The sequence below is a fragment of the Streptomyces sp. CA-142005 genome, from assembly GCF_050942335.1.
Classification (GTDB): domain Bacteria; phylum Actinomycetota; class Actinomycetes; order Streptomycetales; family Streptomycetaceae; genus Streptomyces.
Map to the genome: position 1 here is coordinate 249,830 of NZ_CP192078.1, position 19,129 is coordinate 268,958.

At 69.5% G+C, this 19,129-nt stretch carries 17 protein-coding genes and 3 pseudogenes; 9 read left to right on the top strand and 11 right to left on the bottom strand.

Translation table 11 applies throughout. The features are described from left to right. Window positions 1-7: 7 nt before the first annotated feature. Window positions 8-1,552, bottom strand: a complete 1,545-nt coding sequence (locus ACQPXS_RS01315; RefSeq protein WP_433446100.1) for an FMN-binding glutamate synthase family protein — start codon at window positions 1,550-1,552, stop codon at window positions 8-10. A gap of 438 nt (window positions 1,553-1,990) precedes the next feature. Between ACQPXS_RS01315 and ACQPXS_RS01320 the strand changes: the two are divergent. Further along, window positions 1,991-2,095 (top strand): annotated as a pseudogene (locus ACQPXS_RS01320) (integrase); the annotation flags it as partial. 72 nt (window positions 2,096-2,167) lie between these two features. Here the strand turns inward: ACQPXS_RS01320 and ACQPXS_RS01325 are convergent. Continuing rightward, complete coding sequence (locus ACQPXS_RS01325) at window positions 2,168-2,545, bottom strand: nuclear transport factor 2 family protein (RefSeq protein ID WP_054228474.1); 378 nt, start codon at window positions 2,543-2,545, stop codon at window positions 2,168-2,170. Window positions 2,546-3,080: 535 nt separating this feature from the next. Here ACQPXS_RS01325 and ACQPXS_RS01330 point away from each other — a divergent pair. Both ACQPXS_RS01330 and ACQPXS_RS01335 read left to right on the top strand, forming a co-directional pair. Next, window positions 3,081-3,299 (top strand): type II toxin-antitoxin system CcdA family antitoxin, encoded by a 219-nt coding sequence (locus tag ACQPXS_RS01330; protein WP_433446102.1) that lies wholly within the window; start codon window positions 3,081-3,083, stop codon window positions 3,297-3,299. Beyond that, the gene (locus tag ACQPXS_RS01335; RefSeq protein WP_433446104.1) at window positions 3,296-3,619 is read left to right on the top strand and encodes a type II toxin-antitoxin system PemK/MazF family toxin; all 324 of its coding nucleotides are present in this window, start codon (window positions 3,296-3,298) and stop codon (window positions 3,617-3,619) included. Before ACQPXS_RS01330 ends, ACQPXS_RS01335 begins: the two co-directional genes overlap by 4 nt. Before the next feature lie 41 nt (window positions 3,620-3,660). On the opposite strand, the pseudogene ACQPXS_RS01340 reads toward ACQPXS_RS01335, so the two are convergent. Continuing rightward, a pseudogene (locus tag ACQPXS_RS01340) lies at window positions 3,661-4,298 on the bottom strand (transposase); the annotation flags it as partial. Window positions 4,299-4,397: 99 nt separating this feature from the next. Between ACQPXS_RS01340 and ACQPXS_RS01345 the strand changes: the two are divergent. Continuing rightward, a pseudogene (locus ACQPXS_RS01345) lies at window positions 4,398-4,595 on the top strand (L,D-transpeptidase family protein); the annotation flags it as partial. Window positions 4,596-4,685: 90 nt separating this feature from the next. On the opposite strand, the gene ACQPXS_RS01350 reads toward ACQPXS_RS01345, so the two are convergent. From ACQPXS_RS01350 to ACQPXS_RS01365, 4 genes are all read right to left on the bottom strand, one after another. Next, entirely contained in the window at window positions 4,686-5,591 is a 906-nt protein-coding gene (locus tag ACQPXS_RS01350; protein ID WP_433446106.1) for a helix-turn-helix domain-containing protein, read from the bottom strand. Between the two features lie 55 nt (window positions 5,592-5,646). Continuing rightward, window positions 5,647-6,495 carry an oxidoreductase gene (locus tag ACQPXS_RS01355; RefSeq protein WP_433446108.1) on the bottom strand — a complete coding sequence of 283 codons (849 nt, stop codon included), beginning with the start codon at window positions 6,493-6,495 and terminating at the stop codon, window positions 5,647-5,649. A 137-nt stretch (window positions 6,496-6,632) separates the two neighbouring features. Then, window positions 6,633-7,895, bottom strand: coding sequence for an MFS transporter (locus ACQPXS_RS01360; protein ID WP_433446110.1), 1,263 nt, complete (start codon window positions 7,893-7,895; stop codon window positions 6,633-6,635). Between the two features lie 25 nt (window positions 7,896-7,920). After that, entirely contained in the window at window positions 7,921-9,342 is a 1,422-nt protein-coding gene (locus ACQPXS_RS01365) for an aldehyde dehydrogenase family protein (RefSeq protein ID WP_433446112.1), read from the bottom strand. Window positions 9,343-9,893: 551 nt separating this feature from the next. Between ACQPXS_RS01365 and ACQPXS_RS01370 the strand changes: the two genes are divergently transcribed. Next, window positions 9,894-10,790, top strand: coding sequence for a hypothetical protein (locus ACQPXS_RS01370; protein WP_433446114.1), 897 nt, complete (start codon window positions 9,894-9,896; stop codon window positions 10,788-10,790). An 831-nt stretch (window positions 10,791-11,621) separates the two neighbouring features. On the opposite strand, the gene ACQPXS_RS01375 is transcribed toward ACQPXS_RS01370, so the two are convergent. Further along, on the bottom strand, window positions 11,622-12,377 hold the full coding sequence (locus ACQPXS_RS01375; protein ID WP_433446116.1) for an SDR family oxidoreductase: 756 nt from the start codon (window positions 12,375-12,377) through the stop codon (window positions 11,622-11,624). A 103-nt stretch (window positions 12,378-12,480) separates the two neighbouring features. Between ACQPXS_RS01375 and ACQPXS_RS01380 the strand changes: the two genes are divergently transcribed. After that, window positions 12,481-12,846, top strand: a complete 366-nt coding sequence (locus ACQPXS_RS01380) for a winged helix-turn-helix transcriptional regulator (protein WP_433446118.1) — start codon at window positions 12,481-12,483, stop codon at window positions 12,844-12,846. A gap of 121 nt (window positions 12,847-12,967) precedes the next feature. On the opposite strand, the gene ACQPXS_RS01385 is transcribed toward ACQPXS_RS01380, so the two are convergent. Then, window positions 12,968-13,408, bottom strand: coding sequence for a TIGR03618 family F420-dependent PPOX class oxidoreductase (locus ACQPXS_RS01385; RefSeq protein WP_433446120.1), 441 nt, complete (start codon window positions 13,406-13,408; stop codon window positions 12,968-12,970). Between the two features lie 668 nt (window positions 13,409-14,076). Here ACQPXS_RS01385 and ACQPXS_RS01390 point away from each other — a divergent pair. Continuing rightward, complete coding sequence (locus tag ACQPXS_RS01390) at window positions 14,077-14,859, top strand: SDR family NAD(P)-dependent oxidoreductase (RefSeq protein ID WP_433446122.1); 783 nt, start codon at window positions 14,077-14,079, stop codon at window positions 14,857-14,859. Window positions 14,860-15,051: 192 nt separating this feature from the next. Here the strand turns inward: ACQPXS_RS01390 and ACQPXS_RS01395 are convergent, their stop codons facing one another. After that, window positions 15,052-15,633 carry a hypothetical protein gene (locus tag ACQPXS_RS01395; protein ID WP_433446124.1) on the bottom strand — a complete coding sequence of 194 codons (582 nt, stop codon included), beginning with the start codon at window positions 15,631-15,633 and terminating at the stop codon, window positions 15,052-15,054. Beyond that, on the bottom strand, window positions 15,630-17,090 hold the full coding sequence (locus ACQPXS_RS01400; protein WP_433455654.1) for a hypothetical protein: 1,461 nt from the start codon (window positions 17,088-17,090) through the stop codon (window positions 15,630-15,632). Before ACQPXS_RS01400 ends, ACQPXS_RS01395 begins: the two co-directional genes overlap by 4 nt. 742 nt (window positions 17,091-17,832) lie before the next feature. Here ACQPXS_RS01400 and ACQPXS_RS01405 point away from each other — a divergent pair. Further along, entirely contained in the window at window positions 17,833-18,765 is a 933-nt protein-coding gene (locus ACQPXS_RS01405; protein WP_433446126.1) for a conjugal transfer protein, read from the top strand. Further along, complete coding sequence (locus ACQPXS_RS01410; protein ID WP_433446128.1) at window positions 18,762-19,103, top strand: hypothetical protein; 342 nt, start codon at window positions 18,762-18,764, stop codon at window positions 19,101-19,103. The genes ACQPXS_RS01405 and ACQPXS_RS01410 overlap by 4 nt, the downstream gene beginning before the upstream one ends. Window positions 19,104-19,129: the final 26 nt, after the last annotated feature.

Below are 19,129 nucleotides of genomic sequence, written 5' to 3' on the forward strand. Positions count from 1 at the left end.
GTTGTGATCACTCCGGCCGGCTGTTCGTGGAGGCCGGCGTGCCGACGAGCAGCTCGGTGATCTCCTTGGCGAGGTGCGGGCCGAGCTCGCCCCAGCCGTCCTTGTAGCCGTAGACGCCGGCCAGGGTGCGGGCCTCGTAGTCGCCGTTCATGATCTCGATGTCGTCGGCGGTGATGAGTCCCGGGTGGGCGACGCCGACAGCCGACGAGACCTTTATCAGCTCCCTGCGCAGGGTGCGCAGGTAGACAGCGGCTCGGGTGGCCTTCGAGGTCGGGTCCAGGCCGCGGGCCAGCCACTGGTTCTGGGTGGCGATGCCGGTGGGGCACTTGTCGGTGTGGCACTTCTGCGACTGGATGCAGCCGATCGACAGCATCGCCTCACGGGCCACGTTGATCATGTCGGCGCCCAGGGCGAAGGCGACCGCGGCGTTCTCGGGCAGGCCGAGCTTGCCGGAGCCGATGAAGGTCAGCTCGTCGGTCAGCCCCAGTTCGGCGAAAGTGCCGTAGACCCGGGAGAAGCCCATCCGGAACGGCAACGACACCGAGTCGGCGAAGATCCGCGGCGCCGCTCCGGTGCCGCCCTCGCTGCCGTCGACGGTCACGAAGTCGACGCCACGATCCCCCCGCGCCATCAGCGCGGCCAGCTCCTGCCAGAAGCCCAGCTCGCCCACCGCGCTCTTGACCCCGACCGGCAGACCGGTCTCGGTGGCGAGCAGCTCGACGAAGTCGAGCATCGAGTCGACGTCGCTGAACGCGGTATGCCGCGACGGGGAGGCGCAGTCCTTGCCGACGGGGATGCCGCGGATCTCGGCGATCTCCTCTGTCACCTTGGCGCCCGGCAGCATCCCGCCCAGCCCCGGCTTGGCCCCCTGGGAGAGCTTGATCTCGATCGCCTTGACGGGGGCGCTCGCGACCACGTCCTTGAGCTTGTCGAGGTTGAAGCTGCCGTCCTCGTTGCGGCAGCCGAAGTACGAGGTGCCGATCTGCAGCACCAAGTCGCCGCCGTTGCGGTGGTACGGCGACAGACCGCCCTCGCCGGTGTTGTGCATCGTGCCCGCCAGCGCCGCTCCCTTGTTGAGCGCCGTGATGGCCGCGCCGGAGAGCGAGCCGAAGCTCATCGCCGAGATGTTCACCACGCTCGCGGGCCGGAAGGCCTTGGCGCGCCCGCGCGGACCGCCCAGCACCTTGGCCGAGGGCAGCGGGGCCTGCGCATCATGCGCGTCGGGCAGAGCGCCGGCGAAGGTGCGCTGCTTCAGGTAGGCGTGCCCCTGGACGTGCTCGACGTCGACCTCGGTGCCGAACCCGAAGTAGTTGTTCTCCTCCTTCGCCGACGCGTAGATCCAGGTGCGCTGGTCACGGCTGAAGGGGCGCTCCTCCTCGTTGGAGGTCACGATGTACTGCCGCAGCTCCGGCCCGATCCTCTCCAGCAGGTATCGGGCGTGCCCGATCACGGGGAAGTTCCGCAGTAGTGCGTGCCGCTTCTGGACAAGGTCGCGGGCTGCCACCAGCGCCACTGCTGTTGCGGCGACCGCGCCGATCCTTCGAGCCTGCATGAACGTTCCTCCTCGAGGCACGGCTCCACCGCCACGCGGTGGAGCCCGCTTGTGTCACATCGGGCGTCGGACAGCACACACAGTCAAGGGCCCGTCGGCGCCATCGAAGAAAAGCGAAACGACTCTAAAAGGTCAGACGAATATGCACAGCGACGGCCATCACACCACCCAAACGACCGGGCCCAGGCCTCGCCCGCACACGCCGACCGGCCGCTCCCCCGCCATCGAGCCGCTCTACGTGAGCTCCCGCCCCAGCCACACGCCATTCTCCTGGTCATCGGGCGTGGACCTGACGCCAAGCGGATCCCCGTCACCGTCGTCGAAGACGTTCAGCCGGCCGCTCTCGACCGCACGGGCACCGTTCCCTCCAGATGGACGGTTCCGAGCGAGCTACCCATCCGCACCGAGATCCTGCCGTCACAGCCAGAGGTCACCACCGCGGTGCATGCCCACGTACCTGCCGCCCAACGCAAGGAACGCGCCCGCATCCGCAGCGAGAAGGGCATCCGCTGGGGCGGACGCCCCCTCAACGCCGCAGCCTGACCGACCGCGAACCGCAGCCCCGGAGTGCCGCAAGGGACAAGTTCACGAGAAGGACAGCGACAGAAGGACGACTCAGGAGGCGGACGGCTCGATCTCCCCCGCGAAGACGATGACCTGGTCGATGAGGCTCCGCCGCAGATGGACGACGTCCGTTCCCGCCAGGCGGGGGCCTCCATCCGGCATGGTGAAGACCCACTGGTACCGGGCCCACTCATCAGGCATGTCCACCGCTGAGCAGCGCACCATCGTGCCGGTCCCCGCCGGGTGGCGCCGGATGTCCAGCACGAACCGCTCGACCGCCGCGATTCCTTCGCTGCGACCCAACGGTCCCCAGAAGACCACGTCTGAGGTCAGGGCCTGGGAGAGCAGGGCAGTCACATAGCTGTCGTCCGAGGCGTTAAACGCGGAGATGAACGTGTCGATCGCGGAGCGTGCCGTCTCTTCCTGCATGCCCCAGTAATACCAGCCGTTGCGCGTGCGCTCGTCCCGCGAGCCGCCTTCCGATCACGGTGGACCATCCCGGTCACAGCAATAGACAGGCCCCACGGCTGCCAGCCCTGGGCCGGCGCGCCGTCGCCCTCTCCGGCCGGATCGTACCCATCAGCGGCGTGACAGTCCTCGACAGCCGTCTCATCGGTATGACCCTGCCCCGCAACGGCGAGCTGGTCGACACCGGGCCTGGCGCGGCCGCTTTGGGCGACCCCATCGCCGTCGTCGCTTGGCTGGCGAACGTCCTGGGCGAGAGCGGCATCGCTCTGGAACCCCGGCACCTGATAAAGGTTTCGTGCCCGACAGTCCCGTCCACCTCGCAATCATCAACGGCAGCGGGACCCGCATCGCCATCGGTCTCGCCGTGGCGGACTGCACCTGACCTGCCCGCTCCTGCTTGCGACCGGATCGCCGCCCGTGGGCCTTCGGTGCCCGGATCAAAGATGCGGGCGCACAGCCGCACCCACCGATGTCATACCCGCGTATGCTCACCTGTATGACTCGTACGCGTACCACAGTCACTCTGCCGGATGATCTCCTCGCCCATGCCCGTGCCGCGGCCCCCGGCGGCAACCTTTCCGCCTACATCGAGCACGCGTTGCGGGCCCAGCAGCTGCGCGACGCCGCACCTGCGGTGCGGGCCTGGCGGGAGCGGGCCGCACGCGACGCCGACACCGAGGAGCTCGCCGACCTCTTCGGTGAGGACGTCGCGTGACCCCCGCTCTCGCCCGCGGCCAGGTCTGGCGCGTGCAGCTGGCCACCAAGACCCGCGCGGTGGTCATCGTTGAGTCGGACGCCGCCCTCGCGGCCCTGCCCGGCACCGCGGTGTGCATGGTGATTGACGAGACGCAGGGGGCCCCGGACACGGTTGTCACCATTCCCATGGCTCAGCCGGTGCGCGGGGCTGCCGTCGCCGTCGACCTCACCGCGCTGACCGACAAACGCCTAACAGCGGGCGAGTTCCTCGGCGCCGTCGACGCACAGACCATGGACCGCATCTCCGCCGCCCTGCGCGTCACCCTGGACCTCACCTGAGCGCACCGGTCGGATCTTCCGTGTCGTCGAGGCACAGCTGTGTGCTCGACGCGAGCCCGCACACGCCAGTGCTCGGCATTGCCTTCCTCCTGGCCGCGCAGGAGGGGACGTCCGGCTCTCCTGCGGTGCGGAACGATCAACCCTTGCCCAGGTAAGCGCCGTCCGCGATTACCGTCGTGCCCGCCGCTACGACGGGCAGGTCTGACTCGCGCCAGACATGCGCGTCTGACTTGTTCCCGGGTGCCGACCGTGCTGAGGCCACCACCAGGCGGGTGTCGCCGTCGATGATGACCTGCACATTCACCGAGAACCGGTAGTTGCACGAGGAGGCACCGACCGTACGGTCACGCACCGGGACCAAGGTGCCGTCCACGATCCATAACCGGTCGACGCCCGGCGCCGGCCTGGGTGCCGACGCCAGCGCAAGCGCAGGTCCCAGACGCTGGATGACCCGGCAGGCGGTGGCGGGCGAGCAACCGAAGAGCGGGGCGAGCTGCCGCATGGTGAGGTCGGCTACCAGCGGCACCCGCTCGGCCAGCGGAAGACACCACGGCCGACCACCACCGGGACCGTTCCCGCCCCGCTCCCGCACGACCCGCAGCAGCTTCTCCAAGCACCCCATCCGCAGGCCGGTGAACGTCTCCACCCACACCGGCTCGGCCCGCAACACCCCACCCATACAGGCAAAACGCCCGCCACCAAGCCTTCTGCAACACCGTGTCCGGGCTGGTGGCCATCAGAAATCCATGCCTGTGGCACCCCGGTGTTCCTGGGGTGGGGGTCAGGTCAAGTCGACTGGACGCGGCCTCTCGGCGCGGCCAGGGGTGGCGGCATCCTGCTGCACGTCGACCACGGCCGTCCCACCCACGGCTGTGTCAGCCTGGCGCGGGAACACATGAAGGAGCTGCCGCGCACGCTCGATCCCGACCAGCATCCGGTGATCGTCATGGGTGACGCCGAGTCCCTCGAACGCTGACGCCCTCGAACACTGACAACCGCCGGCGCTGACGCAGTGGGAAAGCGCCCCCCGAGTCAGACTCGGGGGGCGCCCAGCAGACGGGGCCGCTCATCCCCGTCGCTTCGCCTCGTCCGCGGGTTCTCCCGTGGACGAGGCTGCCTCGGCCGGGCGGGCGGGCAGGTCGGTGGCGGCCCAACCCGCGAGGAAGGTGAGGGCCTGGGCGCTGGGCGAGTGCGGTTCCGCCGTGTAGACGAGCAGGCTCTGCTCCGTGGCACCTCGTATGTCCAGCACCTGGAAGTCCAGACTCAGTTCCCCGGCGACCGGGTGGACGAACTCCTTGCGGCCCTGCCGCTGGGACCGCACCTTGTGGTCGGACCACCATCGGCGGAAGTCGGGGTCCTTCATGGACAGTTCCCCGACGAGGCGGGCGAGTTCGGGATCGTTCGCGTAGCGGCCGGCGTCCATGCGCAGGTAGGCGACACACTCCTGGGCCACTTGCTCCCAGTTCGCGTACAGCCCCCGGACCTCGGGGTCGAGGAAGGTGAGCCATATGTGGTTGCGCCGCTTGGCCGGCAGCCTGGAGTAGTCGGTGAACAGCGCGGAACTCAGGCTGTTCCACGCCAGGATGTCCATGCGGCGGCCGAGCACCAGCGCCGGGACGTTCACCATGCTGTCCAGGAGGACCTGGGTCGCCTGCGACAGCTGCGGCTTTCTCGCTGCGGTCGGCTTCCCACCGCCGGAGAGGCCGGCTTCGGCCGCGCACCGCAGCAGGTACTCCTCCTCGTCGGGGCGCAGCTCCAGGGCTCTGGCCAGGGCGGTCAGGATGGCGGGAGAGGCGGATTTCACGCGGCCCTGTTCCAGCCGCACGATGTAGTCCACGCTGACGCCCGCCAGCGAGGCGAGTTCCTCGCGCCGCAGTCCGGGCACCCGGCGGTGCCCTGTCGTGGTCAACCCCAGCTGCTCGGCACTGACGCGGGCGCGGCAGGCGCGCAGGAATTCGCCGAGTTCTGTCACGGCAGTCTCCTTCTCGGATAGGGACTCGTCCGACCCATGCGTGTCACGCTGCGCGTCAGACGGCGCCCTTCACATCGTCATGGTCCGTGGACAGGGCCAGCTCGCGCCAGGCGTCGGTCTCCTCGCGGAGGTGAGCGATCTTGCGGTCCATCTCCGCCACGCAGTCGCTGCCGAGCTGCGCGCGCTGCGGCGGGTTCGCGGCGTCGGCGAGGGTGAGGACGGCCGCGGCCCCTTTGACGGGGTCGCCGGGCTGGGCATGGTTGAGGCCCGGGACGGCCTCGCGCACGGCACCCGCGGTCCCGGCGTAGTCGGAGATGACCTGGCCCTCCGTGTGCAGGCTGGTGGCGTCGAGGAAGTCGGTGCGGAAGTATCCCGGCTCGACGATCGTGACTTGGATACCCAGCGGGGCCAGCTCGTCGCGCATGGCCTCCGAGAGGCCCTCCACGGCGAACTTGGTCGAGCAGTAGACGCCGAAGCCCGCCGCGCTGCGGAAACCTCCGATGGAGCTCAGGTTGAGGACGCGGCCCGACCGTTGTCGGCGCATGACCGGCAGCACGGCACGGGTGACGTTGGCCAGCCCGAAGACGTTGGTGTCGTAGACCGAGCGGAACGCCGCATCGGTGGTCTCCTCCACCGCTCCCAGCACGCCGCGTCCCGCGTTGTTGACCAGGACATCGATCCCGCCGAACTTCTGCACTGCTTCCTCGACGGCCGCGAGGGCCTGCGTCTCGTCGGTGACGTCCAGGGCGATTGCGAGCAGGTTGTCCCCGTACTGGGCGAGCGCGTCCTGCACGCCCTTGGGGTTGCGGGCCGTCGCGACGACCTTGTCACCGCGCTCCAGCGCCTGGCGTGCGATTTCCAGGCCGAAACCGCGGGACGCACCAGTGATGAACCAAGTGGACATGCCACTGCCTTTCGTTCGTTTGATTTTCGGGAGAATCAGGTGGGATGCAGTGCGTGTGTCTGTGCACTGATTTGTTCGTAATTTGGCGTATTGGCAGTGACTACTGCCAATAGTCTGCTACGGGACGATTTGGCCGGTCAGCCCGGCTGAGGTCGGCCCGAGTGGACGGCGATGGCTCCTGCCGCCGCCGCGAGCAGTGCCACGGCCAGCGCGAACCAGGAAAAGGTGGCCGCGATCCCGAACCGGGACACGGCGGCGCCCAGCGCGACCACCGGCATGCTCACCGCCACGTATGCCAGGGCGAAGAACCCCGGCAGGAGCTGAGAGTGGCCCCTGGCGAGCACCGCCGCCGTCACGGTGCTGGAGGACCCCATGAAACACAGGCCGAAGCCCGCGCCGGTGATCGCCGCACCGATGAAGAACAGGACGGCGTGAGCGGCGTCGAACCCGATCACGGATACCCCGACCCCGGCTGCGAGCAGCGCGCACCCCGTCACGGACGCCGCCCGGTCGCCGAGCCTGCGCAGCACCATCGGAGCGACGCCACCGCAGCCCTGCACCACTAGGATGACCAGCGAGGACAGCGCCCTGTCGGTGGTGTGCAGCAGGCCGCCGACCAGATCGACCCCCAGTGCCAGGTACAGGCCGACGACCGCCCAGCTGGCCGTCACGATGGGCGTCACCCGAAGCAGGACTCCCCGTGGCTCCGCACCGAGCCGCAGCACCCGGGGGCGCCAGGGCTGTAGCTGTGCCGGCATGGTCTGCCAGGCAGGAATGGCCCGCACCAGTCCGAGTCCGGCGATGGACAGGACGGCCAGCACGACGAACGGGGTGATCAGTGGTGCCGGGGCGAACTGAACGGCGAGGCCGGAGAACACCGCCCCCAGCGCGATGCCGGTCGAGGTCGCCGCGCTGTTGGCGGCCGCCGCGGCCTGGTGACTGCGGTCCCGGTGCAGATCCGTCAGTGCCGAGCCCGCGCTGCTGGTGAGCAGCCCGACCGCGACGCCCTGGACCAGGCGGGCCAGGCACAGTGCCCAGGCTCCCGTGGCCAGGAGGAACACGAGGAAGCTGACGACGATGGTGACCAGCGCCGCGCCGATCGTCCGCTGGGTGCCCAGATGCCTGGCCAGGCCCCCGGCCAGCAGCAGGGTCAGGATCGCGCCGAGGGCGTAGCAGGCGTAGACGATCGTCGAGACGGTCGTGCCGAAGTGCCATTGCTGCTGGTAGAGCCCGTACAGTGGGGACGGCGCGCTGCTGGCGGCCATGACCACGAAGACGACGCCGACCACGGTGCGAAAGTGCCAGGGACGGTGCAGCCGACGGTGGCGGGCGGCGGGGCGCCGGCGCCCCCAGGTCGTGAGGGCGGCCGGCGTGTCGGTGGCGTTCAAGAGTCTTGCCATCTCCGTGGGAATGCGGCGTCGGCCGTCAGCGGCCGAGGACGACCTTGGTCTCCAGGTACTCCTGCATGCCGTCCGGACCCCACTCACGGCCGTTGCCCGACTCCTTGTAACCACCCCAAGGGGCGGTCCAGTCGAAGTCGGCGTTGTTGATGATCACGTAGCCCGCCTCGATGCGGGACGCAACCTCTTCGGCGTCCGCGATATCGCTGCCGGTGACGTAACCGGCGAGGCCGTACCGGGTGTCGTTGGCGATCTCGACGGCCTCGTCCACGGTGTCGTAGGTGATGATCGACATCACCGGGCCGAAGATCTCCTCCTGGGCGATGGTCATGTCGTTGGTGACCCCGGCGAACACGGTGGGCTTGACGAAGTGCCCCATCTCCAGGCCCTCCGGCTTGCCCAGGCCGCCGGTGACCAGCTGGGCCCCCTCGTCCAGGCCGGACTGGACATAGTGCTGGACGGTCCGCCACTGCTCGCCGGAGATCAGCGGGCCCATGTCGGTGCCCTCCGCGCGCGGGTCGCCGATCCGCAGCGACTCCACCCGCGGGAGCAGCACGGACAGGAACTCCTCCAGCCGCTCGCGCGGCACCAGGGTGCGGCTCGGCGCGCTGCAGATCTGGCCGGTGTTGGCCATCAGCCAGGTGAGCACCGTGTCGACCGCGACGTCGAGGTCCGCGTCCGGCATGATCACCTGCGGCGACTTGCCGCCGAGCTCGGTGGCCACGCGCTTGGCGCTCTGGGCCGCGGCGGCGTTCACCTGGAGTGCGGCGTCACCCGAGCCGGTGAAGGACACGACGGCGACGTCGGGGTGCGAGGCAAGCGCGTTGCCGATCACCGAGCCGCGGCCGGTGACGAGGTTGAAGACACCGGCGGGGACACCGGCGGCGTCCAGGATCTCGGCCAGGACGACGGCCGAGTAGGAAGCCAGCTGGGCCGGCTTGAGGACGACGGTGCAGCCCGCCGCCAGCGCCGAAGCGGTCTTGCCGGCCGGCTGGAGAGCGGGGAAGTTCCACGGAGTGATCAGACCCGCCACGCCGATGGCTTCCTTGCGGATGTGGGTGGCGCCCCGGTCCTCGGTGAACGCGAACGTCTTGAGCACCTGCGCGGCGGCCCGGAACTGGATCAGTCCGGCGGCCACGTGCATGGCACGGGACAGCGGCAGCGGGCAGCCCAGCTCGGCGGTGACGGCCTGGGCCATGTCCTCGCCGCGCCGCTCGTACTCGTCGGCGATCCGCTCCAACAGCTCGATGCGCTCCTCGCGGGTGGTCCGGGAGTAGGAGGGGAACGCCCGGTTGGCCGCGGCGACCGCCAGTTCGACGTCGGCCACGCCGCCGAGCGCCACCCGGCCAGACACCTCACCGGTGGCCGGGTCGGTCAGCTCGGCGACCTTGCCGTCGAGGGGCTCGCGCCAGGCGCCGTCGATGTACAGCTTGCTGTTGTCACGCATGTTCTGTCCCTGGATTCGTGGTTCTTTGGCGTCGCATGGATGACGCCGGCGGCAGAGGCGGCTTTCGTGTTCGAAGGCGCCTTGCGGAATCCATCGTCACGGCGAAGAACCCGGACATACAGGGAGGCCTTTTCCTGGTCGCCGGTCCCTGGGAAAACCAGTACCAGGCACGCCGGGCAGACAGCCCAAACGCGAAGTCAGGCGGGTGCGGCCAGCAACGGAAGCCTGTGACGGTCCAGGACATTCGAGTGAGGCTTTCAACGGCGTGCCGATGACGGCTGTACGTGACTGGCCGCGCGGTGCCCAGGACGACTCGGCCGTCACACGCACCCTCACCCGGACGGCGGAACCGCCGGCAGACTGTCTCCGCACCTGCGGCAGCGGTAAAGCCGGGCTCCTGTGCCGAGGGGCCCGCAGGGCGAGCGCGCTCCCAGGCGGGTGATCTTCGCGTGGTCCGCGCAGGATGATACCTGCTGCTCACCCGCAGGAGGACGGCCGGCTGGGCAGCCGCACAACACCCGCCCGACACCACATGCAGGGAGCAACCTCCCATGGCGATGACGCAGACCTTGATACCGGTGCTGGAGGATGCCCGCCACGCTCATGCCGCAGCGCGTGACCGGCTGCGGGCGGACGCGGCACTCGCGCCGCCCGGCGCCCACCGGCAGATGCTCGAGCGCGAGGCCGATGAGATGCAGGGCCGGGTGCACCGCATCGAAGGCCATGTCCGCGGACTGCGGCCCCGCAGCCTGCTCGGCGGCGCGGCCGACATGGCGCGGTTCGCCGCCCGCACCACCCTCAGAACAGCCATGCTGCCGCTGGCCATCGGGCAGAAGACGGTGACCGGGGTGATGCACGGCCGAGGGCCGACCGACGACCAGCAGCTGCTGAGGAACACCGAGGACGAGTACGCCGCTGCCGCCCGGGCCCTGGCCAGCGCCCGGGCCGGCGAGGTCCTCGCCGACCAGGCCCAGGACCACACCACCCTGAACCTGCTGCAGGAACTCCGCAGCCAGGACCAGGAGCTGCTGGCACTGCTCGAGGACAGCCTCGCCAGGCAGGCCCGAACCGTGGCCGCCGCCGGCGACGGCTTCCGCGTGGAACAGACGACGAACGGCGGCCTCCCCCATGCGGCCACCCGCCCGCTGCGGGCTGTCGCCGACCGGCTGCGCCAGGCGGCACGCCCCGGGCAGAGGCCCGAAGACGAATGGCCGGTGGCGGAGGAGCCGGAAGTGACCGCCGCGGCCGAGCAGGTCCAAGGAGCGGTCAGCAGCGAGGAAAGCCTGCCCATCGTCGGCTTCAGCCAGATCAGCGTTGAGGAGATCGAGCGGCGCCTGCCCTTCCTGTCCGAGTCCGACCTGCGCGTTCTCGAGGGACACGAGCGCACGCACGCGCGCCGCAAACATGTCCTGGAAGCCATCGAGCGGCTGAGCTCCAGCCGGCCCTGACCGCACAGCCGCGCCCCCGGCCCAGCTCCCCCCGCTGCCAAGGTCACACCGTCGCGAGCGGCGCGGCTCCTTCGTTCTTGAGCCGCGCTCCCGGCATGCAACGCGGTCGCGCGGAAACACACCGGTGTCATTCGTGGTTGAACCTACTGCGGCACTGCACGGGCGGTGTCGCCTTTGTAACGGCAGTCAATGTCACGTGGTGCGCGAGGTGCACGACGATGGCCTGGGTATCTGCTCTCCTGTCGGCTGCCGGCCACGCCGGTGACCGGGCAGCACAGGTCGCGGCGTGCCTGCGCCGTCTGAAGACCCCCGCTACCGATAGGGCGGACCGTGAACGGGGCCGCCTCCTCCTGGAGCCACGGTCGGACTGGTACGTCCAGGGCGAGGCAACCGGCCTGGGCCCGGTGACGGTGGCGTATGAGCGGCAGGGGTCCGGTGAACCGGTCGTGCTGGTGCACGGCCTGGGATGCCACCGGCAGCCCGGCCGATCAGAGGCTGTTGGGCGGGCGGGTAAGCCAGGCAGAGGTGCCGGTTGTGGCGGTGCATGGGCCGTTTCGGGCTGTGCAGCGGGGCTGTGCGGGGATCCTGATGGGGATTCCTGAAAACGACCAGGGGTGCTCTTCGCCTCGCTTGATCAAGTTCTCAAGCGAGTGGGGGAGTTCGGTGAGCGCCCGGGACCGATGTGAGCCGCTGGCCGCGCTCGGGTTGACATGAGGGCCTGTCCGGCTGCCGGCACAGATGCGGCAATCCACTCCCCGACCCGGAAGGCTCTCATTCATCTCAGGATCCGCCCTCGGATAGCTGCGTCGGCAACCTGCTCAGACGGAACATCTAGGCGGGGAGGAAGGGCTGGTCGTAAGGGGCGGTGTCCCGCGCCGCGATGACGTGCTCGGCCACCGGCCCAACCGGTACGCGCAGGGGAACGGTCGGCCGCTCCACGAGGTCCGCGAGAGTCGCAGCGACCTGTTCTGGGCTGATCATCATCTCGGCGGGGATGCCACCTCCTGCGAATAGGGCCGCGTACGGGTCGTCGGGCAGGCTGTAGGTGAGCATGTTGTCCAGGGCACCAGAGCTGACCGGGCCCGGCTCGGCGAGACTGACGTCGATGCCGAAGCCGGCAACCTCGACGGCCAGCGTCTCCGCGAAGCCCTCGAGGGCCCACTTCGTAGCCGCGTAGGCGGCGTTGCCGGGCAGGACTGTTCGCCCGGCGACGCTGGAGACGAACAGCAGTCGGCCCTTCTGGCGCTGACGCATCTGAGGGAGGAGGGCCTGGGTGACGCGGATCGCCCCGACGGTGTTTTGGGAGTAGAGGCGTTCGATCTCAGCCGTCGGGCTGGCCTCGACCGCCGCGGCGAAGATGACACCGGCGTTGGAGATGAGGGTGTCGATCTCGCCGGCCTCCTCGACAGCGGCGTCGACACTGGCCTGGTCGATCACGTCCAGGCGCAGCCGCTGGTCGACGTCGAGGCCGTCCAGGGTGCGCGGGTCCCGCGCAGTGGCGACCACGCGGTGTCCGCGCTTGGCCAGTTCGACGGCGGTCGCTCGGCCGACACCCCTGGAGGCGCCGGTGATCAGGATCGAGGACATAGCTCTTGCTGCTCCTTGTTCACTGAGGGTTCTCACGCAGTGCGGTCACCCATCATGAGTCGGTTCGATTTTCCGACCCACTAACGAGGGTTACCCTAGCATCGTGAGTCAGAAAAGCGAATCGACCAATCTTGGGGCTCCCCGGGTCTGCTCCATCGCTGACGCGCTCGAGGTCGTCGGAGAGCGTTGGAGCCTGCTCGTGCTTCGGGAGCTGGGTTTCGGCGTCCACCGATTCAAGGACATCCAGGTCAACACGGGTGCCCCGCGGGAGACCCTCGCGCTACGGCTGCGCAAGCTCGAGGAAGCCGGGGTCATCGAACGCCGGCGATACTGCGACCGCCCGCCGCGGGATGAGTACCTGCTCACCGCCGTCGGCCAGGACCTCTTCCCCGTCCTCGCCGCGCTGCGCGAGTGGGGCGAGCGCCACGTCACTCCTGTCCGCCAAGCGCACGCCGAGGCCGACACGTAGGCGCTCTCTGCACCAGCATCACAGCCCACCGAAGGGTGGCGCGAGCAATGCTTCCCACTACAGCTGGTGGCTGAAGGTCCGTCAGCGTCGGTCAAGCTTCTGGCCCTCCCGCCGACCATGCTCAGGTGTTCCCGTAGATCCGTTCGGGTCGCACCACGACGGCCGCACGGCGCTCCGCGGCCATGACCCTGTCGTATTCATCCCAGTCGCCATGGACGCCGCCCGCCGCGGCGTAGATCTCGCGAAGGAGCAGGCGCCTACCCTCCGCATCGAACGCCGGATGCCGATCGTCGGGTCCGATGATCTCGGCAGCTCCCTCCAGCGTTGCCCAGTGCCATCCGGAGCGCACGGAGACGGCAAGGCGAGGGCGCATCCTGAGGTTGGCGAGCTTGACCTTGCCGTACGTCACAAAAGCCACGACGTCCCCGTCCCCGAGCGGGTGGCTCATGACTGCGAGGCTGACCACCGAAGACTGGACGCTCTGGTCGGCGCGCAATGTCGACACCACACCGAGGCCCTGCTCCGAGCGGGCAAGGTCTGTGAAGTCGCGCAACGTTGTCATTCTGGGCTCCTGACGGATCAGATCGGGCGGAGCCCGACGTTGAGGGGAAACACGTCCAGGCTGCTCATGAAGGTCGCCGCGCATGGCGCGGCGAAGAGAGGGCCCGCCAGGTCATGGAACTCTGAGTGGCGCTGTGTGCCGACGTTCCACGGGACCGCCGGAGTCAGTTCGACTACTGGACCCATTGCGGAGAAGCAAGCTAGCAGACAGAGTCGCGAAAACGAACCCACCCGCGACGATGCACTGAGGGATGTGCCGTTTCCGCTGCGCCGCACGATCTGAGGGCCCCTCTTGCCTGGCCATCCCGGGGCCTTGCCCGCGGTCGTCGCGGATCCGGAGGGATATGGGTGCCGACCCTGAACATCCCGACGATCCGGTTTCTGGCTGTGACCCTGCCCCTGAGTGCTGCCGGCCGGAAGGAGGCTGCAGCCCTGCGCCTCGGCACGGAGCTTCGAGTGACGTAGGGCGCATATCAGCCGTTCAGCAACTTTCGCCGGATTCCGGTCGAAGAAGTGCAGGTCGCGGCAGGGCTCTCAGGCGTCGGCAATCCGTGAACGTTCCAGGGCCTGTCACCGCCACTCCTGTCGATCACTCAGTCAGTTGGATTCTCGGACCGACTGTGCGAGGCTGACACAGTGAGTCAGAAAATCGAACCAACAGAGGCCTTCATGAGTAGCACACATGCCGCAGCACCTCTGGAGGGAGCGGTCGCAGTCGTGACCGGTGGCGGTCGAGGCATCGGAGCGGCTGTCAGCCGCGCACTGTCATCGAGCGGTGCCCATATCGTTCTGGTCGGACGCGACAAGCCCACCCTCGATCGACACGCCGCGAGCCTGCCAGGTCGGTCGACGGTTCTCTCCGCCGACCTCGCCACCCCTGGGGCTGCTGAGCAGCTGGTCGATGACGTCGTCGAGCAACTCGGCGGAGCAGACATCCTGGTCAACAACGCCGGCACCGCGGCGGGCGGGCCAAGCGACAGCGTGAGTGCCAACGACATCGACAGAGTGCACGCGCTGAACGTCCGGGCCCCGCTACTGCTGGCCGGACGCTTCGCCCGGGTGATCGCCGAGCGAGGTGGCGGGGCGATCATCAACATCTCCTCGGCGCTGGCCGAGCGGGGCATTCCGCAGAACATGGTCTACGCGGCGTCCAAGGGCGCGCTTGAGGCAGCCACCAGGGCTTTGGCCAGCGAGTGGGGCCCTCGCGATGTCCGGGTAAACGCTGTACGGCCAGCCGTCACCCGCTCAGACATGTCGACGGTTGTCACCGACAACCAGGACATCGTCAGGACGTACCTGACCTCAGTTCCGCTGGGCCGGATCGGCGAGGCCGAGGAGGTCGCGAACCTGGTCCACTTCCTCGCATCCCCGGCTGGCAGTTACGTTACCGGCCAGGTCATCGCCGTCGACGGCGGTTGGGGAAGCAGTGCCCGTTCGATCTTCGCAAGCTGAGCAGCGCCCTCGGCGAACGCATCTGGCAGCCCTCGGTCGTGGGCTGCCAGCTGCCGAGTGGGCTACTTGTTGCGGACATGACACCCGCAGGCCAGCGTGGGTTCGGTTGGGGAATCAAGGCGAGCAAATTTGAGGTCACCCCGAGCGCCTGGTGGGGAGATTCAAATATCCCCATCAATCCCTGCGGCTGTTTCACGGCCTGGTGCCAGGCGGGCTGAGCAGGTGGTCGCCGGGCCATAAGCAACCGGCTGCCTCGGCCCAGGTGAGGTGGTGGCGTACCTGGTTAAGGACTGCTGCGCGCTCTGGTGGGCCGTAGGAGGTGCATTCGTGGGTGGCCGGGTCGACGACGCGGACGGTGCTGTCGGGGCCGCTGCACAGCAGGGCCCGCTCGATGGGTGCAAGGCCCAGGCTGAGTGCGTCGCAGCCCTGGTTGCGGATGAGCCGGACGATGTCGGCCACCACCGCTTCCCAGTCGCCGACCTCGCCCCAGTGGGCGCCGCCGCCCAGTTCTTCGGTGAGTGTGGCCAGCGGCACGATCTCGCCCGGCCGGCGGCCCCGGACCAGCTTCCGGTGGATGCGCATCCCGTCGGGCTGCGTGATGTGAGGGTGGAGCAGGCAGGCCGCGGCGACCACGGAGGTGTTGATCTCCCGGGCGGGCAGCGGGTAGTACGGTTCGTGCGCGAACAGCCGGTACGGGGGCATGCCCGCCGGCTGGTGGCCGTCTGGCACGCGCTCGTGCTCTGCCGGGAGCGAGGGCTTGCTCGGCTCGTTCATGGGTTGCTTCCTTCCGCAGGTCGCTTCGATGCGGTGGTGCACGTGGTGCAGCGGCCGTCGCCGCCGGGGCGGGCGCGGCGGGGAGTGGGGCCGGGGCAGGCGCGGCACAGCGGCCAGCCGAGGCAGGCCGGGCAGAGGTCCTCGCCGGGCGCGGTGGAGGGAACGCCGCAGCCGGCGCATTCCACGAGGGCCCGGTAGGTCAGGGCCTCGCTCACGGTGCGGGCGGCCGCCGTCGTCGACCGGCAGGTGGCCGTGAGCGTCCGCGGCTCGTCGCTAAAAGCCGCCTTTGGGTGGCCAGCCGCGGCAGGGGGTGGCGGGTAGGCCTGGGCGGCGCGCAGGCGGGCGGCGATGATCGCCCCGACCGAGGTACGCACCGGGCTCGGCAAGGGCCGATCGGTGATGACGTGGCGCAGCTGATCGGCGCTCCAGTCGGCCTCCAGCATCACGGTGGCCACACGGCCCTGGTCGGTCAGGGTCTTCCCGGTCAGCAGCAGTTCGGGACGGCTCGCCCCGATCTCGAGCAGCAGCCGGATCCCCGGATGCAGGTCGTCCGTCCGGGACGCGGCCGCCGAGGACGCTGGTTGTTGCTCCGGCGCTTGCGTCCCTGCGCGTGTCCGCGCAAGGTCGCCGCGGTCGCACGGACGGAGGGGTCTGGTGTTCTGCTTGGTGGTCTTCTTTGTGTTGGTGTTCTTAGGGGGCCGATGAACCGACGTCGGGTTATCCACCGGTGGAAAACCCGACATCGGTTGCGACCTGCTGCTTGGCAGGCTGGGCAGGTCGGTGATGACGTACGCGGCCGCACCGAGGGTGCCATCGGGGTTGCGCTCGCGCTCCCTCAGCAGGAAGCCGTGCTTCTGAAGCTCCTTGAGCCCGCTCTTCACGGCGGCCTCGCCGTCGCGGCCGCGGCGCGCCAGGTCGGTGACGGTCATCCGCCAGCCGTCCCGGTGCGTGCTGATGAGTCCGAACAGCCCCTTCGCCTTCAACGACAACCTCGAGTCCCGGAACAGGCCGTTGGCGATCTGGGTGAACCGGTCCGCCCCCATCACCCCGCGCCGGATCCCCGCCCCCAAGCCGCGCACCGCCCCGCCGGCCGGAACGGAGGCGAACGCCACACCGGCCGCCCGCACGAGGCCGGCGTCCATGGCCAGCGGTCGGTCCGTGATCGAGTAGACGATCTCTGCGAGCGTCCCGTCATCGTGCCGGAGCTGTTCGCGAAGGAGGTATCCGTGCCTTTGCAGTTCGCTCAGGCCGGCGCGTACGGCGTCCCGCCCGTCGGGCCCGGCCCTCACGAGGTCGGCGACCGTCACCTGCCAGCCGGTGGCGTGGGTGCTGATGTAGCCGAACAAGCCCTTCGCTTTGAAGGACAACCTGGTGTCCCGGAACAAGCCGTTGGCGATCTGCGTGAACCGGTCCGCCGCCATCACCCCGCGGCGAACTCCTGCTCCGAAGCCGCTCATCGCGCTGCCCAGGGCGCAGGCCATGCGCGATGGCCACGGCAGCGCACCAGGCTGGGGTGGCCGGTGGGCACAGATGCGCAGGCGTGTGTGCGGTGCATGCGGTCAGCTCATCCGCCGGCTCCGACCAGGTTGAGGGCCATCAGCCCCGACCATCGGTCACGATCGGGCAACGTGGCTGTCCGGCTGCCGTGGTCGGGCTCATGGTCGGGCCGACCACACCCTCCTTCACCCCCCGTGCGCACGTTGCGCAACCCGACTGCGCAACCGGCACGCAGCGCTGGATGGGCGATGCGCAACCGGCACGCAGCGCTGGATGGGCGATGCGCAACCGGGCTGCGCAACCAACCGAGGACCCTGCTCAGTCGCGTGACGCGGTACGACTGCGCAGCCGGCCCGAGGATTCCTGACCTTCCGTTGCGCAGGTCCGGGTGGCGCACCGCGCAGGCACCCGCCGAAGGCAGGGGCGACTGCCGTTACGCATCGACGACGGGCCCGCCGGCCGAGCGTCACCTCGTCGCCCAGCAGTCCCCTGGCCCGGCACCGTGAACCGGACGCGATGTCCTGGCCTCCTCTCACGGCCAGGCCCGTGGTCGGGGTCGCGGTCTGGGCCGACCACGACCCCCACCACAGACTTCGTGTCCCCATCGTGACCGTGGTCGGGGGTTCATGGTCGGTGGTCGGGTCGGGGTCGCCGGGCTTCCTCAAGGTCAGCAACATCCGCAATTGACCTGGGAGTTTGACCATGTCTCCTGGCAAGCAGGCCTCACCGACCGAGGCCGCTGCTTCGATGGCGGGCGGCACCCGGCTGGAGGCGATGCGCCGCCGCGTACGCCTCTCACGCGTAGCGCTCTGGACGGTCATCGCGGCCGGCCCCGTCGCCCTGTGCGTCGCCGTCGCCTCCACCCCGACCACCCTCGAGGCAGCCACGACAGCCAAGCCCACCGCCGTGCGCACCGCGGCGGCCGCCACCGACCCGGCTGGCTATGCGCAGGTGTTCGTCAGTGCGTGGCTGCGCAGCAGCGCCGATGACGCGACGACTACGCAGGCGCGGCTTGCGCAGTCGATGGCCCCGGACGTCGAACTGCCCGATCCGGCAGCGGGTGCGCAGTCGAAGCCGGAGTCCGTGACCGCGGTGCGCACTGCGCAGCGTGGCGGCGGTGCGTGGTCGGTGACGGTGGCTGCGCAGTACGCCGACGGCCGGTTGCGCTACTACACGGTGCCGGTGGTCGCCGACGGGGCGGGCGCCTCGTTCGCGGTGACCGGTGCGCCCGGCGTGGTGGCCGGCCCGGCCCGGGCCGAGGCGGCGAAGTCGCCGTACCGGGTGAGCGTCCCGGACGGTGATCTGTCCTTGGCCGTCGGGGAGTTCCTCGCCGCCTACCTGACCGGTGCCGGCGAGGTGAGCCGCTACCTCGCGCCCGGCCTGGCGCTGGCGCCAATCTCCCCCGCCCCGTACACGGCGGTCTTGGTGCAGCAGGTGTCGGCCGTCGATCAGGCAGCGGCCGCCGAACACGTCCCTGCCGACGGCACGAGGGCGCGTGTCCTGGCCCGGGTGGAGGCCCGGGACGCCGGCGGTCGGTGGCCGCTCGCCTACGAGCTCGTTCTCAAGGCCCGCTCGGGTCGGTGGGAAGTCGCAGGCCTTCAGTCCGGCACGGTCCAGGACGGGGGCGTGCGATGAACACGGTGCACAGCCTGGTGCTCGCCGGGCAGTTGGACGACCTCGGCAACAGCTGGATCACCATGTTCAAGAACTGGGCGACCAAGGGCCTGCAAGCCGGACTCCTCGTCCTTGTCGTCACCATCATGATCCAGAAGTTCAGCCTCAAGGCGGGGATCGGCGCCCTGCTGCTGATGGTGATCGCGCTCGGCTTGTACAACTCTCGCGACAGTCTGGCGCACATGTTCGAGGACGAGGTGAAGAACCCGTCCAAGGGCGCACCCGCCCACCCCGGCATCGTCCAATCCGAACTCCCGCCCTCCCGCGACCACACGCCGACCATAGGAGGCCGGCTGTGACCGCGGCCGCGGCGCGGGTGGGCCGC